Origin of the sequence: Streptomyces olivochromogenes (assembly GCF_001514115.1) — a bacterium.
Taxonomy (GTDB): Bacteria; Actinomycetota; Actinomycetes; order Streptomycetales; family Streptomycetaceae; genus Streptomyces; species Streptomyces olivochromogenes.
Genome location: NZ_KQ948457.1, coordinates 135,365 through 151,049, shown reverse-complemented (window position 1 = coordinate 151,049; position 15,685 = coordinate 135,365). Strand labels below are relative to the sequence as shown.

The following is a 15,685-nucleotide window of genomic DNA, read 5'->3' as shown; positions in this document are numbered from 1 at the left end:
ATCATCGTTGCTCACGCGCGCGTGCCGCCCGCCACTCGGGCGCGAGCACCGACCAGACCTCCATGTCGAGGCGTACGCCCCGGTGGGGGTAGCTCTCCCGCAGCACCGCGTCCCGGGTCATCCCGAGCCGCCGGGCGCCGTTCACGCTCGGCACGTTCGCGGAGGCGGCGATCCACTCCACACGGTGGATCCCGCGCTCCTCGACCGCCCAGTCGATGAGGATCCGCATCGCCCGGGTGACCAGACCGCGTCCGGTGCCGGCCGGTTCCAGCCAGCAGCCGACCTCGCAGTTGCCGTGCTCGGCGTCGAAGTTCAGGAAGAGCACCCCGCCGACGAGCTTCCCCTCCAGCCACAGGCCGTGCAGGGACCCGGTGTCGGCGGCGCGCATGTCGGCGTACCGCTGGAGTGTCTCCCGCGCGGAGGGCACGTCCGTGGCCTTGGACCCGAAGGGGATGTACTGCCCGATGAACTCCCTCCCCCGGTCCAGGTGCGCGAGGAACTCCTCCGCCTGCCAGGGCTCCAGGGGCCGCAGTTCCGCGCCGTCGTCACCCAGGGATATCGCGTACATCCTGCTGCCGCTCCTTTTCCAGCTCGTCCTCCAGTACGTCCGCCACCTCGGCGTCCGTCGCAGCCGCCAGCCTCTCATGGGCGGCGCGGCACTCGGGCGGCTCGACGCTGATGCGCGGCAGCCACCGGTCGAGCCGGCGGGGCAGCCACCAGTTGGCGCCGCCGAGCAGGTGCATGAGGGCGGGCACGAGCAGGGTGCGCAGGACGAAGGCGTCGAGGGCGACGGCGGAGGCGAGGGCGATGCCGAACATCGCGATGACGCGGTCGCCGCTGAGCACGAAGGCGAGGAAGACCGAGATCATGATGACGGCGGCGGAGTTGATCACCCGGCTGGTCTCGGCGAGCCCGACCCGGACGGCACGCCGGTTGTCGCCGGTTTCCAGCCACTCCTCGTACATCCGGCTGACCAGAAAGACCTGGTAGTCCATGGAGAGCCCGAAGAGGACCGACACCATGATCACGGGAAGGAAGGGCTCGATCGGACCCGCGCGGCCGAGGCCCAGCAGCTCGCTTCCCCAGCCCCACTGGAAGATCGCGACGACCACCCCGAAGGCGGCGGCCACGGCGGCGATGTTCATCACTGCGGCCTTCAGCGGGATGCCGAGCGAGCGGAAGGCGAGCAGGAGCAGGGCACAGCCGAGGCCGATCACGACGCCCACGAAGAGGGGCAGCCTGCCGACGATGACGGCGGCGAAGTCGTCGTAGCTCGCCGTCACCCCGCCGACGCGCACGTCGAGCCCGCTGCCCGCCTCGACGCGCGGCAGCACCTCGGTGCGCAGCCGGTCCACGAGGTCGCTGGTCCTCTGGGACTGCGGCGCGGAGTCCGGGACGACGGTGAGGTACGCGGTGGCGCCCCCGGCGCCGTACGTCACCGGGGTCGCCGAGGCGACCCCGGCGGTCACCCGGAGCGTGCTGTCCAGGCTGTCGAGGGCGAGCCTGTCCTCGGCGCCGCCTACATGGGTGACCAGGGTCAGCGGCCCGTTCACGCCCGGCCCGAAGCCTTCGGCGAGGAGGTCGTACGCCTGCCGGGTCGTCGCCGACCTCGGGTTGTTGCCCTGGTCGGAGGTGCCGAGGCGGAGGGAGAGCGTGGGCAGCGCGAGCAGCGCCATGACGACCACGGCGACCGCGCCGAGCAGCTTGGGGTGGCGCTCCACGAACACCGACCAGCGGGCGGCGAGTCCGGTGGGGAGCTCCGGCTGGGGCCCGTGCTCGTACAGCCCGCGCCGCTCGCGCCGGCTGAGGGCGCGCGGGCCGATGAAGGACAGGAGGGCGGGCAGCAGGGTCACGGAGGCCGCGACGGTGAGGACCACGGTCAAGGAGGCCGCGATCGCGACACCGCCCAGGAAGCTGAGCCGCAGGATCAGCATGCCGAGCAGGGCGATGCAGACGGTGGCGCCCGCGAAGACGACCGCGCGGCCGGTGGTGGCGACGGCGTTGCGGGCCGCCTCGCCCACCGAAAGCCCGCGTTTCAGCCCGCGCCGGTGCCGGGTCACGATGAACAGCGCGTAGTCGATGCCGACGCCGAGGCCGATCAGCATGCCGAGCATGGGCGCGAAGTCGGCGACCGTCATCGCGTGCCCCAGGAGCACGATCGAGGCGTACGCCGTCCCGACGCCGACCAGGGCGGTGGCGATGGGCAGCAGGGAGGCGGCGAGCGAGCCGAAGGCGAGGAAGAGCACCACGGCGGCCACGGCCACGCCGACGACCTCGGCGAGGTGGCCGCCGGAGGACTCCGTGAGTCCGATGGCGCTCCCGCCCAACTCCACCTGGAGCCCCTCGGTCTCGGCGGCCCTGGCGGCGTCGACGACGGCTTGTGCCTCACTCTTGGAGAGGTTGTCGGCCTGGTCGTCGAAGGTGACGGTGGCGTACGCCGTACGTCCGTCGCCGCTGATCCGGCCCGTGCCCTGCCCTTCGTAGGGGCTGACGACGGAGGCCACGCCGGGCAGCGCGGCGATCTCGTCGAGGGCGCGGGTCATGGTCTGTTCGACGGCGGCGGAGCGGACGGTGGCGGGCCCGGTGCGCCAGACGACGGTGTCGCTGTCGCCGCCGAGACCGGGAAAGCCCTGCTGCAGAAGCCGGTCGGCGCGGCTCGATTCGGTGCCGGGGGCCTCGTAGTTGTTCGAGTACGCGGAGCCCGTGACGGCCGCGGCGGCGCTCACCCCGCCGAGGGCGAGGAGCCACAGCAGAACGGTGACGAGGCGGTGCCGTACACACCAGCGTGCAAGGGCTGCCAACGGACAAGCTCCCTGAGTGTTATATGGATCTTTACCGGGAGTTGCCCGCAAAGAACGCATGACGAATGCGTCATCACTCTTGCAGCCAGAAGTGATCGTTTATCTCATTCATGGGTCTGCTCACTCGAGTGCGAGACAGTTCACACGACAATCCGATGAACTCTGTCGCACCAAGGGACCCCGGACACGCCTGGGGGGATGCATCGGAGCCGATGCATCCCCCCAGGTGGGTACTTGACGGGGCCTCAGCCTTCGCTGACGCCCAGCTTCTCCAGGATGAGTTCCTTGACGCGGGCCGCGTCGGCCTGGCCACGGGTGGCCTTCATGACCGCGCCGACCAGGGCGCCGACCGCGGCCACCTTGCCGCCGCGGATCTTGTCCGCGACGCCCGGGTTGCCGGCGATGGCCTCGTCGACGGCGGCGGTCAGCGCGCCCTCGTCCGAGACGACCTTCAGACCGCGCTTGTCGACGACCTCGTCCGGGGTGCCCTCGCCCGCGAGCACGCCCTCGATGACCTGGCGGGCGAGCTTGTCGTTCAGATCTCCGGAGGCGACGAGCTGCGCCACCCGGGCGACCTGCGCCGCGGTGATGGGCAGGTCCTCCAGGGCCTTGCCCGACTCGTTGGCGCTGCGCGCCAGTTCACCCATCCACCACTTACGCGCGGACGCGGCGTCCGCCCCGGCCTCGATCGTGGCGACGATCGGGTCGATGGCACCGGCGTTCAGGATCGACTGCATGTCGTGCGCCGAGACACCCCACTCCTCACGGAGGCGGTTGCGACGCGCGAGCGGCTGCTCGGGCAGGCCCGCGCGCAGCTCCTCGACCCACTCGCGGGACGGGGCGACGGGGACGAGGTCGGGCTCCGGGAAGTACCGGTAGTCCTCGGCCTCCTCCTTCACGCGGCCCGAGGTCGTGGACCCGGTGTCCTCGTGGAAGTGGCGGGTCTCCTGGATGATCGTGCCGCCGCCGTTGAGAACCGCGGCGTGCCGCTGGATCTCGAAGCGGGCCGCACGCTCCACGGAGCGCAGCGAGTTGACGTTCTTCGTCTCGGAGCGCGTGCCGAACTTCTCGCGGCCGTGCGGGCGCAGCGACAGGTTCACGTCGCAGCGCATCTGGCCCTGCTCCATGCGGGCCTCGGAGACGCCGAGCGCCTTGATGAGCTCGCGCAGCTCGGCGACGTACGCCTTGGCGACCTCGGGAGCGCGCTCGCCCGCACCCTCGATCGGCTTGGTGACGATCTCGATGAGGGGGATGCCCGCGCGGTTGTAGTCGAGCAGGGAGTGCGAGGCGCCGTGGATCCGGCCGGTGGCGCCGCCGACGTGCAGCGACTTGCCGGTGTCCTCCTCCATGTGGGCGCGCTCGATCTCCACGCGGAAGACCTCGCCGTCCTCCAGCTGTACGTCGAGGTAGCCGTTGAAGGCGATCGGCTCGTCGTACTGGGAGGTCTGGAAGTTCTTCGGCATGTCCGGATAGAAGTAGTTCTTCCGGGCGAAGCGGCACCACTCGGCGATCTCGCAGTGCAGCGCGAGGCCGATCTTGATGGCGGACTCGACGCCGGTCGCGTTGACGACGGGCAGCGAGCCGGGCATGCCGAGGCAGGTCGGGCAGGTCTGCGAGTTGGGCGCGGCGCCCAGCTCGGTGGAACACCCGCAGAACATCTTGGTCTTGGTACCGAGCTCGACATGGACTTCGAGGCCCATGACGGGGTCGTACGTCGCGAGAGCGTCCTCGTACGACACCAGCTCGTCGGTCGTGGTGGTCACGGTGAAAACTTCCCTCTCAGCCCAGCAGGACGTCGTCGTCGCCCAGGCGCCTGAGCTCCCGGTAGAGGATGGCGAGGCCGGTGACGATGGCGGCGGCGGACACGGCCGCGTCGATGAGGCGCAGCGTGTCGTGCTCCGTACGGGCCTTCTTGGCCTGCTTGGCGACGCCGATCGCACCGAACGCGGTGCTCGCGATGGACAGGTACGTGCCGGACTTGGACTTCTTGAAGCCCTTGGCCTTGGTCAGAGCCTTGCTCACAACGACGGAGCCTCCTCGAGCAGCGGGTGGCCCCACTTTTCCACGAAGGCGGCCTCGACGGCGGCGCCGACCTTGTACAGCCGGTCGTCCTTCATCGCGGGGGCGATGATCTGCAGACCGACCGGAAGGTTGTCCTCCGGGGCGAGACCGCAGGGCAGCGACATGGCGGCGTTGCCCGCCAGGTTGGTCGGGATGGTGCACAGGTCCGCGAGGTACATCGCCATCGGGTCGTCGGCGCGCTCGCCGATCGGGAAGGCGGTGGTGGGCGTCGTCGGCGAGACGATGACGTCGACCTTCTCGAACGACTTCTCGAAGTCGCGCGTGATGAGCGTACGGACCTTCTGGGCGCTGCCGTAGTACGCGTCGTAGTAGCCGGAGCTGAGCGCGTACGTGCCGAGCATGATGCGGCGCTTGACCTCGGGGCCGAAGCCCGCCTCACGGGTGAGGGAGGTGACCTCCTCGGCCGACTTCGTGCCGTCGTCGCCGACCCTGAGGCCGTAGCGCATGGCGTCGAAGCGGGCGAGGTTGCTCGAACACTCGGACGGGGCGATCAGGTAGTACGCGGCGAGCGCCAGGTCGAAGGACGGGCAGTCCAGCTCGACGATCTCGGCGCCGAGCTCCTTGAGCAGGACGACGGCCTCGTCGAAGCGCTGCACGACACCGGCCTGGTAGCCCTCGCCGCGGAACTGCTTGACCACACCGACGCGCATGCCGGCGACGGAGCCGTTGCGGGCCGCCTCGACGACCGGCGGGACCGGGGCGTCGATGGAGGTGGAGTCGAGCGGGTCGTGGCCCGCGATGACCTCGTGCAGCAGCGCGGCGTCCAGGACCGTACGGGCGCAGGGACCGCCCTGGTCGAGGGAGGACGAGAACGCGACCATGCCGTACCGCGACACCCCGCCGTACGTCGGCTTGACGCCGACCGTGCCGGTGACGGCGGCGGGCTGGCGGATGGAGCCGCCCGTGTCCGTGCCGATGGCGAGGGGCGCCTCGAACGAGGCGAGCGCGGCGCTCGACCCGCCGCCGGAGCCGCCGGGGATACGGGTGAGGTCCCAGGGGTTGCCCGTGGGGCCGTACGCGCTGTTCTCGGTGGAGGACCCCATGGCGAACTCGTCCATGTTGGTCTTGCCGAGGATGACGACGTCGGCGGCCTTCAGCCTCTTGGTGAGGGTCGCGTCGTACGGCGGGATCCAGCCTTCGAGGATCTTCGAACCGACGGTCGTCGGGATGCCCTCGGTGGTGAAGATGTCCTTGAGCGCGAGCGGCACACCGGCGAGGGGGCCGAGCTTCTCGCCCCGCTCCCGCTTGGCGTCGACGGCGCGAGCCTGCGCGAGGGCACCCTCGCGGTCCACGTGCAGGAAGGCGTGCACCTTCTCGTCGACGGCCTCGATCCGGGCGAGGTGGGCCTCGGTGACCGCGACGGCCGTGAGCTCGCCCGCGGCGATCTTCGCGGCGATCTCGGCCGCGGTCAGCTTGATGATGTTGACGTTGGTGTCCGTCATGGTGATTAGTCCTCCCCCAGGATCTGCGGCACCTTGAAACGCTGCTGCTCCTGGGCCGGGGCGCCGGAGAGCGCCTGCTCGGGGGTGAGCGACGGACGGACCTCGTCCGCGCGCATGACGTTCGTCAGCGGCAGCGGGTGAGAGGTCGGCGGTACGTCTTGGTCGGCGACCTCGCTGACGCGGGCGACCGCGCCGATGATGTCGTCGAGCTGGCCGGCGAAGTGGTCGAGTTCTTCGGCCTGCAGCTCCAGACGCGCCAGCCGTGCGAGGTGGGCGACCTCCTCGCGCGTGATGCCAGGCATGCAGCGATCCTCTGGGTGAGAGTGTGTGGTTTGGCCCAATCCTATGGGTCCGGGGCCGATGCCCGCGCCCGGGTTTACCTCTGCCCGTGGCGGACGGGACCGCGGCGCCCCGTCAGGGGCGCGGGGAACGCGCGACCAGACACAACGGACGGACACAGACGCCGACGGCGACGACGCCCCACGAACCGTCGGAACTATTCGGCGGCCGGCAGCGCGGCGCGCGGCCGCTGCCAGCCGCGCGACCCCCGCGCCAGCAGCCACGCCGTCGCCTCCTCCGGAGGCATCGCCGCCGCGACCAGCCATCCCTGCACCGCGTCACACCCGAGATCCCGCAACCGCTCCCACGTCTCGTCGTCCTCGACGCCCTCCGCCACGACGAGCAGCCCCAGCGAATGCGCGAGATCGACGGTGCAGCGCACGATCTCCGCGTCCTCGTTGTCCACGGCGAGCCGCGCGACGAAGGACCGGTCGATCTTCAGCTCGCTCACCGGCAGCCGGCGCAGATGCACCAGCGAGGAGTACCCCGTACCGAAGTCGTCCAGCGACATCTTCACGCCGTGCCCGGTCAGCGCGGCCAGCGTGTCCGCGGCCCGCTGCGGGTCCTCGAGGAGCACATGCTCCGTTATCTCCAGCTGCAACGCCCCCGCGGGGACCCCGTGCCGGGCGAGCCGCGCGGCGACCGAGCCCGCGAAACCGGCGGTGTGGACGTCCCGCGGGGACACGTTCACCGCGACCGGTACGTACAGTCCCTGCGCCCGCCACCGGGCGACCTGCGCGAGCGCCGTCTCCAGCACGTACTCGGTGAGGTGCGGCATCAGTCCGGACGACTCGGCGATCGCGATGAACTCGTCCGGCGGCACCTTCCCCCGCTCGGGATGCACCCAGCGGACCAGCGCCTCGAGTCCGGCCACCTGTCCGTCGAAGCGGACCTTGGGCTGGTAGTGCAGTTCGACGTCACCGGCGTCCAGCGCCCGGCGCAGATCCCCCAGCAGACCGAGCCGGTCCGGTGTGTTCGAATCCCGCTTGGACTCGTAGACCTCCACCCCCGTACGGTCCCGCTTGGCCTGGTACATCGCCACGTCCGCCCGCCGCAGCAGCCCCTCCGCGTCCAGCGCGTGGTCGGGGAAGACGGCGAGCCCGGCGCTGGCCTCCAGGACCAGGGTGAGTCCGTCGAGGTCGAGCGGCGAGCCGAGGGCGGCGACGAGATTGCGGGCGACCCGCGTGGCCGACGTGGTGGAGTCGGCGACGGGGAGTAACACGGCGAACTCGTCCCCGCCGAGCCGCGCGGCCTCCGCCCCGCGCGGCAGCGCCAGCCGCAGCCGGTCGGCTATCTGAAGGAGCAGCCGGTCACCGGCGAGGTGCCCCAACGTGTCGTTCACGGAACGAAAGCGGTCGAGGTCGATCAGCATCAAGGCGGAACGCGCGCCGATGCGCTCGGCATCGTCCAGAGCCGTCCAGGTCCGTTCGAGCAGCCACTGGCGGTTGGGCAGCCCGGTCAGCGGGTCGCGCAGTTGCTCCTCGGCCCGGACGCGGGCGATCCACAGGGTGGAGTCGAGTGCGATGAGGGGGATCGAGAACAGCGGCAGCAGCATCGGCTGGGCGATCGCGACCACGCAGATCAGCGGCGCGATACCGAGCAGCGCGACGGCGACCAGGCCCTGCCTGACCAGCGCCGTGCGGGTGGCGGTCGGCAGTCCGCCGGTGCCCGGCGCGTGCAGGTACCAGAGCAGGACGCGGGTGACCGCGAGGTAGGCGGTCGCGACCAGCACCACCTCGGGTGCGGCGTAGAAGTTCCAGCTCTCCGGGTTCCAGGGCGCCTCCACGGACGGCACGCGCCCGAACATGGCGAGGACCAGCGCTCCGGCGCCGATGCCGAGGATGTCGACCGCGCCGTGCAACACCCCCTGGCGCCAGCGGCCTCGGCGCGCGGCGCCGACCAGCACGACGACGGTCAGGCTGACCATCCCGGCGGCCACCCAGCCGTACAGCAGCAGGACCGCGAGGGTGAGCGCGGCGCCGGAGCCCGTGCCGCCCCACCAGCGGGCGTGGCCGAGGGCGACCAGATGGCCGACGATGATGCCGGTCAGTACCGCGAGCGACCAGCCGACCGCGCCGGACGGGAAGAGGGCGTGGTGGCCGCCGAACGCCCGGTAGAAGCCGCCGCCGAGGACGAACGCGGCCGCCCCGACGACCGCGGCGGGCAGCGTGGGCCAGGAGAGGTGCCGTTCGGGTTCGTGACCGGACATGCCTCCGCCGCGCCCTGCGGCGAGCCTGCCCGCACCCGGGGCGGGGGCGGTTACGGTGAGGGGTGGTGCGGAGCCCTGCCCGCCCGTGCCGGGGCGCTCCGACGGACGCCCCGTCCGGAGGCCGGCCATCCACGCGCCGGTCATCCGGCGCAGGCGCAGCCGTGAGTCCGGAGCGGCGCTCTCGGTCGGTTCCATTCCCGTCCCTCTCACAGCCGGCGGTGCCCACGCCACGCGGCCCGTTGCCGGCGACAACTGCCAACGGCACCGCGTCTGAAAACCCTTCCCCAGACTCTTGCGGAGCAGGGGATGCCCCAACCGCAGCTGGGCACGGCGGGCGCACACGTCAACAGTAGGCCGCAGAAGGCTTCTACGGGCAGCGGTCGACGACGGTTGCCCGAATGCGACCCGGCCACCCGTATGCATCTGATATGCGCCGAACGGGTGGCCTTCAACCGCTACTCCTCGGTCGGGAGGGCGACTTCCGCTGCGGCCTCCGGTCCCTGTTCGAGCAGGACGGCGAAACCCTCCTCGTTCAGAACCGGCACTTTGAGCTGCATCGCCTTGTCGTACTTGGACCCTGGATTGTCGCCCACCACCACGAAAGACGTCTTCTTCGAGACCGAACCGGTCACCTTCGCTCCCCGGCTCTGCAGGGCCTCCTTCGCGCCGTCCCGCGTGTGGTGTTCGAGCGTGCCGGTGACGACGACGGTGAGTCCTTCGAGCGGCCGGGGGCCCTCGTCCTCGCCGGACCGCTCGTCCTCCATACGGACGCCCGCCGCCCGCCACTTGCGGAGGATCTCGCGGTGCCAGTCCTCCGCGAACCACTCCTTGAGCGAGGCGGCGATGATCGGGCCGACTCCCTCGGTGGTGGCGAGCTCCACCTCGGTGGCCTGCTCGATGCGGTCGATGGAGCGGAACTCGCGCGCCAGCGCCTCCGCCGCGACCGGCCCGACATGACGGATCGACAGGCCGGTCAGGATCCGGGCGAGCGGGCGCTCCTTGGCGGCCGCGATGTTGTCCAGCATCCCGATCGCGTTCTTCTTGGGCTCGCCCTGCTGGTTGGCGAAGACCGTGGCGATCTTCTCCTCGCCCGTCTTCGGGTCGCGCTTGGGCAGGCCGCTGTCCTGGTCGAGGACGTACGCCTTGATCGGCAGCAGCCGCTCGATGGTGAGGTCGAAGAGGTCGCCCTCGTCGGCCAGCGGCGGTTCGGCCGGCTCCAGCGGCTTGGTGAGGGCCGCCGCCGCCACGTACCCGAAGTGCTCGATGTCGAGTGCCTTGCGGCCCGCGAGGTAGAAGAGCCGCTCACGCAACTGGGCCGGGCACGAGCGCGCGTTCGGGCAGCGCAGGTCGACGTCGCCCTCCTTCATCGGCCGCAGCGGCGTACCGCACTCGGGGCACTCGGCGGGCATCACGAACTCGCGCTCGCTGCCGTCCCGCAGGTCGACGACCGGGCCGAGGATCTCGGGGATGACGTCACCGGCCTTGCGCAGCACCACCGTGTCCCCGATGAGGACGCCCTTGGCCTTCACCACGTCCTGGTTGTGCAGGGTGGCGAACTCGACCTCCGAGCCGGCCACCGTGACCGGCTCGACCTGCGCGTACGGCGTGACGCGGCCCGTGCGGCCGACGCCGACCCGGATGTTGACGAGCTTGGTGTTGACCTCCTCGGGCGCGTACTTCCAGGCGATGGCCCAGCGCGGCGCGCGCGAGGTCGAGCCGAGGCGGCCCTGCAGCGGGATCTCGTCGAGCTTGACGACGACTCCGTCGATCTCGTGCTCGACGGAGTGCCGGTTCTCGCCGTAGTACGCGATGAACTCCCGTACGCCGTCGAGGTCGTCGACCACCTTCGCGTACCGCGTGGTCGGCAGGCCCCAGGAGTGCAGCAGCACATACGCCTCCGAGAGGCGGGAGAGGCCCTCGAAGCCCTCCAGGGCGCCGATTCCGTGGACCACCATGTGCAGCGGGCGGCTCGCGGTGACGCGGGGGTCCTTCTGGCGCAGCGAACCCGCCGCCGCGTTGCGCGCGTTGGAGAAGGGCTTGTCGCCGGCCTCCACCAGGCGGGCGTTGAGCTCCTCGAACTTCTCCATCGGGAAGAAGACCTCGCCGCGGATCTCCACCAGGTCCGGGACATGGTCGCCCTTGAGACGGTCCGGGATCTCCGCGATCGTGCGCACATTGGGCGTGATGTCCTCGCCCGTGCGGCCGTCGCCGCGGGTCGCGGCGCGGGTGAGGCGGCCGTGCTCGTAGGTCAGGTTGACCGCGAGGCCGTCGACCTTCAGCTCGCAAAGGAAGTGGTGGTCCGAGGTGCCCACGTCCTTGGCGACGCGCTCGGCCCAGGCCGCCAGCTCCAGGTCGCTGAAGGCGTTGTCCAGCGAGAGCATGCGCGAGCGGTGCTGTACGGAGGTGAACTCGGTCGCGTACGCGCCCGCGACCTTCTGGGTCGGGGAGTCGGGGGTGCGCAGCTCGGGATACCGCTCCTCCAGGGCCTCCAGCGAGCGCAGCAACTGGTCGAACTCCGCGTCGCTGACGACCGGCTGGTCCTTCACGTAGTACCGGAAGCGGTGCTCCTCGATCTGCTCAGCGAGCTGCGCGTGCTGCTCCCGTGCCTCGGCGGGCAGGGAATTGGGCTGTGCGTCCTTGTCGCCGGCCACCGTGTTGTCCTCCCGTTACTCTGGGTTGTCCGCGAGGGATCTCGCCGCCCGGGCGCAGTGGGCGAGTGCCCGGCGCGCGTACTCCGGGGAAGCGCCCGCGAGTCCGCACGACGGGGTGACCGTGACCGCCTCCGCGAGAAGACCTGGATGCAGCCCCAGCCTGCGCCACAGCGTCCTGACACCCATGACGCTACCGGCAGGGTCTGACAATGGTCCGTCCGTGCCCGGCACGACACCGGCGAACAGCCGGGTGCCGCCCTCCACCGCCTCACCGATGGCATCGTCGTCACGCTCGGTGAGCAGCGAGAAGTCGAAGGAGATGGCCGCGGCCCCCGCCCTGCGCAGCAGCGCGAACGGTACGTCGGGTGCGCACGAGTGCACCACGACCGGGCCGTCGGTGTGCACCCCGACGACGTCCCGCAGTGTCGCCTCCACCCGTTGCCGGTCGACGGCGCGGTGGGTGCGGTAGCCGCTGGCGGACTTCACCTGGCCGCGCAGCACCGCGATGAGCGAGGGCTCGTCGAGCTGCAGCACGATCTGGGCGCCGGGCACCCGGCGCCGTACCTCGTCGAGGTGCGTGCGCAGCCCCTCGGCGAGCGATCCGGCGAGGTCCCGGCAGGCGCCGAGGTCGGAGAGCGCCGCCTCGCCGCCCCGCAGCTCCAGCGCGGCGGCCAGTGTCCAGGGGCCCACGGCCTGTACCTTGAGCGGCCCCTCGTAGCCCTGGGTGAACTCCTCCAGCGCGTCGAGGTCTTCGCCGAGCCAGGACCTGGCCCGCTTGGTGTCGCGCCCCGGCCGGTCCCCGATCCGCCAGCCGCTGGGCTCCACGCGCGCGTAGAGCTCGACCAGCATCCCGGCGGTCCGTCCGATCATGTCCGCGCCGGGTCCCCGCGCGGGCAGTTCGGGCAGGAACGGGAAGTTCTCGAAGGACCCGGTCACGGTCTTGGCGGCCTCGCGGGCGTCGTCGCCTGGCATGGATCCGACCCCGGTGGCGGGGCCCCAGGTGAAGCTCATCGTCCCGGCCGCACGGTCAGGTCGTTGACCTCCGCGTCGCGCGGCAGGTCGACGGCCATCAGGATCGTCGTCGCGACGGACTCCGGGTCGATCCACTTCGAGGCGTCGTACTCCTTGCCCTCCTGCTGGTGGACCTTCGCCTGCATGGGGCTCGCCGTCCGGCCCGGGTAGACGGAGGTCACCCGGACGCCGTTCGCGTGCTCCTCGTGGCGCAGGGAGTCCGCGAGGGCCTTCAGGCCGTGCTTGGAGGCGGCGTACGCGGACCAGTCGGCGTGTGCGGCGAGGCCGGCGCCGGAGTTCACGAACACGACGTGGCCCTGGGCGACGCGGAGTTGCGGCAGGAAGTGGCGGGTCAGCTCGGCGGGGGCGATCAGGTTGACGTTGAGCTGGTGACGCCAGGACTTGGGGGTCAGCTCCCCGACGGGGCCGAGGTCGACCACGCCCGCGATGTGCAGGAGCGAGTCGACGCGCTCGGGCAGGGACTGGTGCGAGAACGCCCAGGAGAGCTTGTCCGGGTCCGCCAGGTCGCCGACCAGGGTCCGGGCTCCGGGGAACTCGGCCGCCAGTTCCTTCGCGCGGCCCGCGTCGCGCGCGTGGAGCACGAGGTCGTCCCCGCGCGCGTGCAGACGGCGGGCGACGGCCGCGCCGATGCCGGAGCCCGCCCCGGTGATCACATGTGTAGCCATGGACGCCATGCTCGCATCACCGGGTGCCCACGCTCTCCTCCAGGTAGGCCAGCGCGCCCACCGGCTCCTCGGCGAAGAACACCAGGTCGGTGAGCGGGCACGGCAGGAAGCCCTCGGCCTCCATGCGGTGGAACTGCTCCTTCAGGCCGTCGTAGAAGCCCGCCGTGTTGAGCAGGACGACCGGCTTCTCGGTCTTCCCGTGCTTCTTCAGCTCCAGGATCTCGGTCGCCTCGTCGAGGGTCCCGGTGCCGCCCACCATGATCACGACGGCGTCGGCCTTGGCCAGGAGCAGCGCCTTGCGCTCGGCGAGGTCCCGGGCGATCACCATCTCGTCGGCCCCCGCCCGCGCCGTGGCCGCCAGGAAGTCCACGGAGACGCCCAGCAGCCGTCCGCCCGTCTCCTGCACCCCGTCGGCGACCACTTTCATCAGCCCGACGTCGGAGCCGCCCCACACCAGCGAGTGGCCGCCCTTGCCGAGGAGTTCGGCGAACTCCCGGGCGGGACGGGTGTAGCGGTCGTCGAGGTCGGCGGCGGAGAGGAAGACACAGATATTCATGTGCCTACGGTACGAGGGAAGAACCCGGGTCCCACGCGCGCTGTACGGGTATGGCCAATGGACACACGATCACCATCGAACAGGGCACGGAGCGGGTACGCGTTGTGCACGGCGACCAGGTGCTGGCTCAGAGCGACCGGCCCCTGGTGCTGCGCGAGACCGGCTGTCCCGTGCGCTACTACCTACCGGCCGAGGACGTCCGCCTCGACCTGCTGACGACCTCCGACACCCACACGCACTGCCCCTTCAAGGGCGACGCGTCCTACTGGTCCCTGCCCGACGCCCCCGACCTCGTCTGGTCCTACCCCGACCCCAAGCCGGACGTCGCCCGGATCAAGGACCACTTCTGCTTCTACGAAGTCGAAGCGGCGTAACCACACCGGCGCCACGCCGACGGCCCGGGTGTTCCCGGGCCGCTTCGGTGGTCAGCGGCGTCACCGTCCAGGGAGGGCCCGGAAAGGCCCTAGACGCTCGCCGTAGCGCGGGTGGTCGTCGCGATCGTCGCCGAGCCGACCACGCGTGTGCCGTCGTACAGGACGATCGCCTGGCCGGGGGCGACGCCGCGGACCGGCTCGGTGAACGTGACCTCGAGTTCGCCGTCGACCAGCTCGGCCGCGACCTGCGTCTCGCCTCCGTGGGCGCGGAGTTGGGCGGTGTAGGTGCCGGGGCCGGTGGGGGCGGCGCCGCACCAGCGGGGCTTGATGGCGGTCAGCCCGCTGACATCGAGGGATGCCGCCGGCCCCACCGTGACCGTGTTGTTCACCGGCGAGATGTCCAGGACGTAGCGCGGCTTGCCGTCCGCGGCCGGGGTGCCGATGCGCAGTCCCTTGCGCTGCCCGATCGTGAAGCCGAAGGCGCCCTCGTGGGAGCCGATGACCGACCCGGACTCGTCGACGATGTCGCCCTCCGCCTTGCCCAGGCGGTTCGCCAGGAAGCCCTGGGTGTCGCCGTCGGCGATGAAGCAGATGTCGTGCGAGTCGGGCTTCTTGGCGACGGCCAGGCCCCGGAGCTCCGCCTCCGCACGGATCTCGTCCTTCGTCGTCACCGTGTCACCCAGCGGGAACAGCGCGTGGGCGAGCTGGCGGTCGTCGAGGACACCGAGGACGTACGACTGGTCCTTGGCCATGTCCGAGGCCCGGTGCAGCTCGCGCGTGCCGTCCTCGTTCACGATCACCTGGGCGTAGTGGCCCGTGCAGACCGCGTCGAAGCCGAGCGCGAGCGCCTTGTCGAGCAGGGCGGCGAACTTGATCTTCTCGTTGCAGCGCAGACACGGGTTGGGGGTGCGCCCGGCCTCGTACTCGGCGATGAAGTCCTCGACCACGTCCTCGCGGAAGCGCTCGGCGAGGTCCCACACGTAGAACGGGATGCCGATGACGTCCGCGGCGCGGCGGGCGTCGCGCGAGTCCTCGATGGTGCAACAGCCTCGCGCGCCCGTGCGGAACGATTGCGGGTTGGCGGAGAGCGCGAGGTGCACGCCCGTCACGTCGTGACCGGCTTCCGCCGCGCGGGCGGCGGCGACGGCGGAGTCCACGCCGCCGGACATGGCGGCGAGGACGCGGAGGGGGCGGGGGCGCTGCGAGGTCTCAGTCATAGCCCCTCCAGAGTACGGGGCCGCGGGAACCGAAGCCCGCGGGTATCCGTTGATGACCGCAACGGGGACCGCCGGAGGACGGGCGGGCACGAAGGACGGGCGGGCACGAAGGACGGGGCGGACGCGATGAGTGAGGCCGCGGAGAAGACGGGCACCACAGGCAACACCGGCACCACGGGGACCACCGAGGCCGCAGGGGCCGTGGGAACCAAGGGGGCCGCGGTCGGCACAGGGACCACGGAAACCACGGGAACCACGAGGGCTGTGGGCACCGCGGGGATCACCGGAGCCGGAGAATCCATCGGGAGCGGCGGGGG

The 15,685-nt window shown here is 71.2% G+C and carries 13 protein-coding genes; 1 reads left to right on the top strand and 12 read right to left on the bottom strand.

Features of this window, described 5'->3' with window-relative positions; genetic code table 11:
- Nucleotide 1: 1 nt before the first annotated feature.
- From AQJ27_RS20685 to AQJ27_RS20635, 11 genes are all read right to left on the bottom strand, one after another.
- Complete coding sequence (locus tag AQJ27_RS20685; RefSeq protein ID WP_067370891.1) at nt 2-568, bottom strand: GNAT family N-acetyltransferase; 567 nt, start codon at nt 566-568, stop codon at nt 2-4.
- Complete coding sequence (locus AQJ27_RS20680; protein ID WP_067370889.1) at nt 546-2,801, bottom strand: MMPL family transporter; 2,256 nt, start codon at nt 2,799-2,801, stop codon at nt 546-548. The genes AQJ27_RS20685 and AQJ27_RS20680 overlap by 23 nt, the downstream gene beginning before the upstream one ends.
- A 245-nt stretch (nt 2,802-3,046) precedes the next feature.
- Entirely contained in the window at nt 3,047-4,564 is a 1,518-nt protein-coding gene (gatB, locus tag AQJ27_RS20675) for an Asp-tRNA(Asn)/Glu-tRNA(Gln) amidotransferase subunit GatB (protein ID WP_067370887.1), read from the bottom strand.
- A 16-nt stretch (nt 4,565-4,580) separates the two neighbouring features.
- Nucleotides 4,581-4,823, bottom strand: a complete 243-nt coding sequence (locus AQJ27_RS20670) for a hypothetical protein (protein WP_054234587.1) — start codon at nt 4,821-4,823, stop codon at nt 4,581-4,583.
- A complete protein-coding gene (gene gatA, locus AQJ27_RS20665; RefSeq protein WP_067370885.1) occupies nt 4,820-6,325 on the bottom strand; it encodes an Asp-tRNA(Asn)/Glu-tRNA(Gln) amidotransferase subunit GatA in 1,506 nt (501 codons plus the stop codon). Before gatA ends, AQJ27_RS20670 begins: the two co-directional genes overlap by 4 nt.
- A gap of 5 nt (nt 6,326-6,330) precedes the next feature.
- Nucleotides 6,331-6,627 carry an Asp-tRNA(Asn)/Glu-tRNA(Gln) amidotransferase subunit GatC gene (gatC, locus tag AQJ27_RS20660; RefSeq protein WP_067370884.1) on the bottom strand — a complete coding sequence of 99 codons (297 nt, stop codon included), beginning with the start codon at nt 6,625-6,627 and terminating at the stop codon, nt 6,331-6,333.
- A 194-nt stretch (nt 6,628-6,821) separates the two neighbouring features.
- Entirely contained in the window at nt 6,822-9,068 is a 2,247-nt protein-coding gene (locus AQJ27_RS20655) for a putative bifunctional diguanylate cyclase/phosphodiesterase (RefSeq protein WP_067370882.1), read from the bottom strand.
- 260 nt (nt 9,069-9,328) lie between these two features.
- Nucleotides 9,329-11,524, bottom strand: a complete 2,196-nt coding sequence (ligA, locus tag AQJ27_RS20650; protein ID WP_067370880.1) for an NAD-dependent DNA ligase LigA — start codon at nt 11,522-11,524, stop codon at nt 9,329-9,331.
- A gap of 15 nt (nt 11,525-11,539) precedes the next feature.
- Nucleotides 11,540-12,535: a methionine synthase gene (locus AQJ27_RS20645; protein ID WP_067370878.1), complete on the bottom strand. Its 996-nt coding sequence runs from the start codon at nt 12,533-12,535 to the stop codon at nt 11,540-11,542.
- Nucleotides 12,532-13,230 carry an SDR family oxidoreductase gene (locus AQJ27_RS20640; RefSeq protein ID WP_067370876.1) on the bottom strand — a complete coding sequence of 233 codons (699 nt, stop codon included), beginning with the start codon at nt 13,228-13,230 and terminating at the stop codon, nt 12,532-12,534. Before AQJ27_RS20640 ends, AQJ27_RS20645 begins: the two co-directional genes overlap by 4 nt.
- 7 nt (nt 13,231-13,237) lie before the next feature.
- Nucleotides 13,238-13,777, bottom strand: coding sequence for an LOG family protein (locus AQJ27_RS20635; RefSeq protein WP_067370874.1), 540 nt, complete (start codon nt 13,775-13,777; stop codon nt 13,238-13,240).
- Between the two features lie 50 nt (nt 13,778-13,827).
- Between AQJ27_RS20635 and AQJ27_RS20630 the strand changes: the two genes are divergently transcribed.
- A complete protein-coding gene (locus tag AQJ27_RS20630) occupies nt 13,828-14,151 on the top strand; it encodes a DUF427 domain-containing protein (RefSeq protein ID WP_067370872.1) in 324 nt (107 codons plus the stop codon).
- An 89-nt stretch (nt 14,152-14,240) separates the two neighbouring features.
- Here AQJ27_RS20630 and mnmA read toward each other — a convergent pair whose 3' ends face one another.
- Nucleotides 14,241-15,368: a tRNA 2-thiouridine(34) synthase MnmA gene (mnmA, locus tag AQJ27_RS20625; protein ID WP_067370870.1), complete on the bottom strand. Its 1,128-nt coding sequence runs from the start codon at nt 15,366-15,368 to the stop codon at nt 14,241-14,243.
- Between the last annotated feature and the right edge of the window lie 317 nt (nt 15,369-15,685).

Bases quoted from the DNA above. Each gene is read 5' to 3' on its own strand.
- AQJ27_RS20635 (WP_067370874.1), bottom strand. From the start codon at position 13,777: ATGAATATCTGTGTCTTCCTCTCCGCCGCCGACCTCGACGACCGCTAC.
- AQJ27_RS20655 (WP_067370882.1), bottom strand. From the start codon at position 9,068: ATGGAACCGACCGAGAGCGCCGCTCCGGACTCACGGCTGCGCCTGCGC.
- gatA (WP_067370885.1), bottom strand. From the start codon at position 6,325: ATGACGGACACCAACGTCAACATCATCAAGCTGACCGCGGCCGAGATC.
- mnmA (WP_067370870.1), bottom strand. From the start codon at position 15,368: ATGACTGAGACCTCGCAGCGCCCCCGCCCCCTCCGCGTCCTCGCCGCC.
- AQJ27_RS20645 (WP_067370878.1), bottom strand. From the start codon at position 12,535: ATGAGCTTCACCTGGGGCCCCGCCACCGGGGTCGGATCCATGCCAGGC.
- AQJ27_RS20630 (WP_067370872.1), top strand. From the start codon at position 13,828: ATGGCCAATGGACACACGATCACCATCGAACAGGGCACGGAGCGGGTA.
- AQJ27_RS20685 (WP_067370891.1), bottom strand. From the start codon at position 568: ATGTACGCGATATCCCTGGGTGACGACGGCGCGGAACTGCGGCCCCTG.
- gatC (WP_067370884.1), bottom strand. From the start codon at position 6,627: ATGCCTGGCATCACGCGCGAGGAGGTCGCCCACCTCGCACGGCTGGCG.
- AQJ27_RS20640 (WP_067370876.1), bottom strand. From the start codon at position 13,230: ATGGCGTCCATGGCTACACATGTGATCACCGGGGCGGGCTCCGGCATC.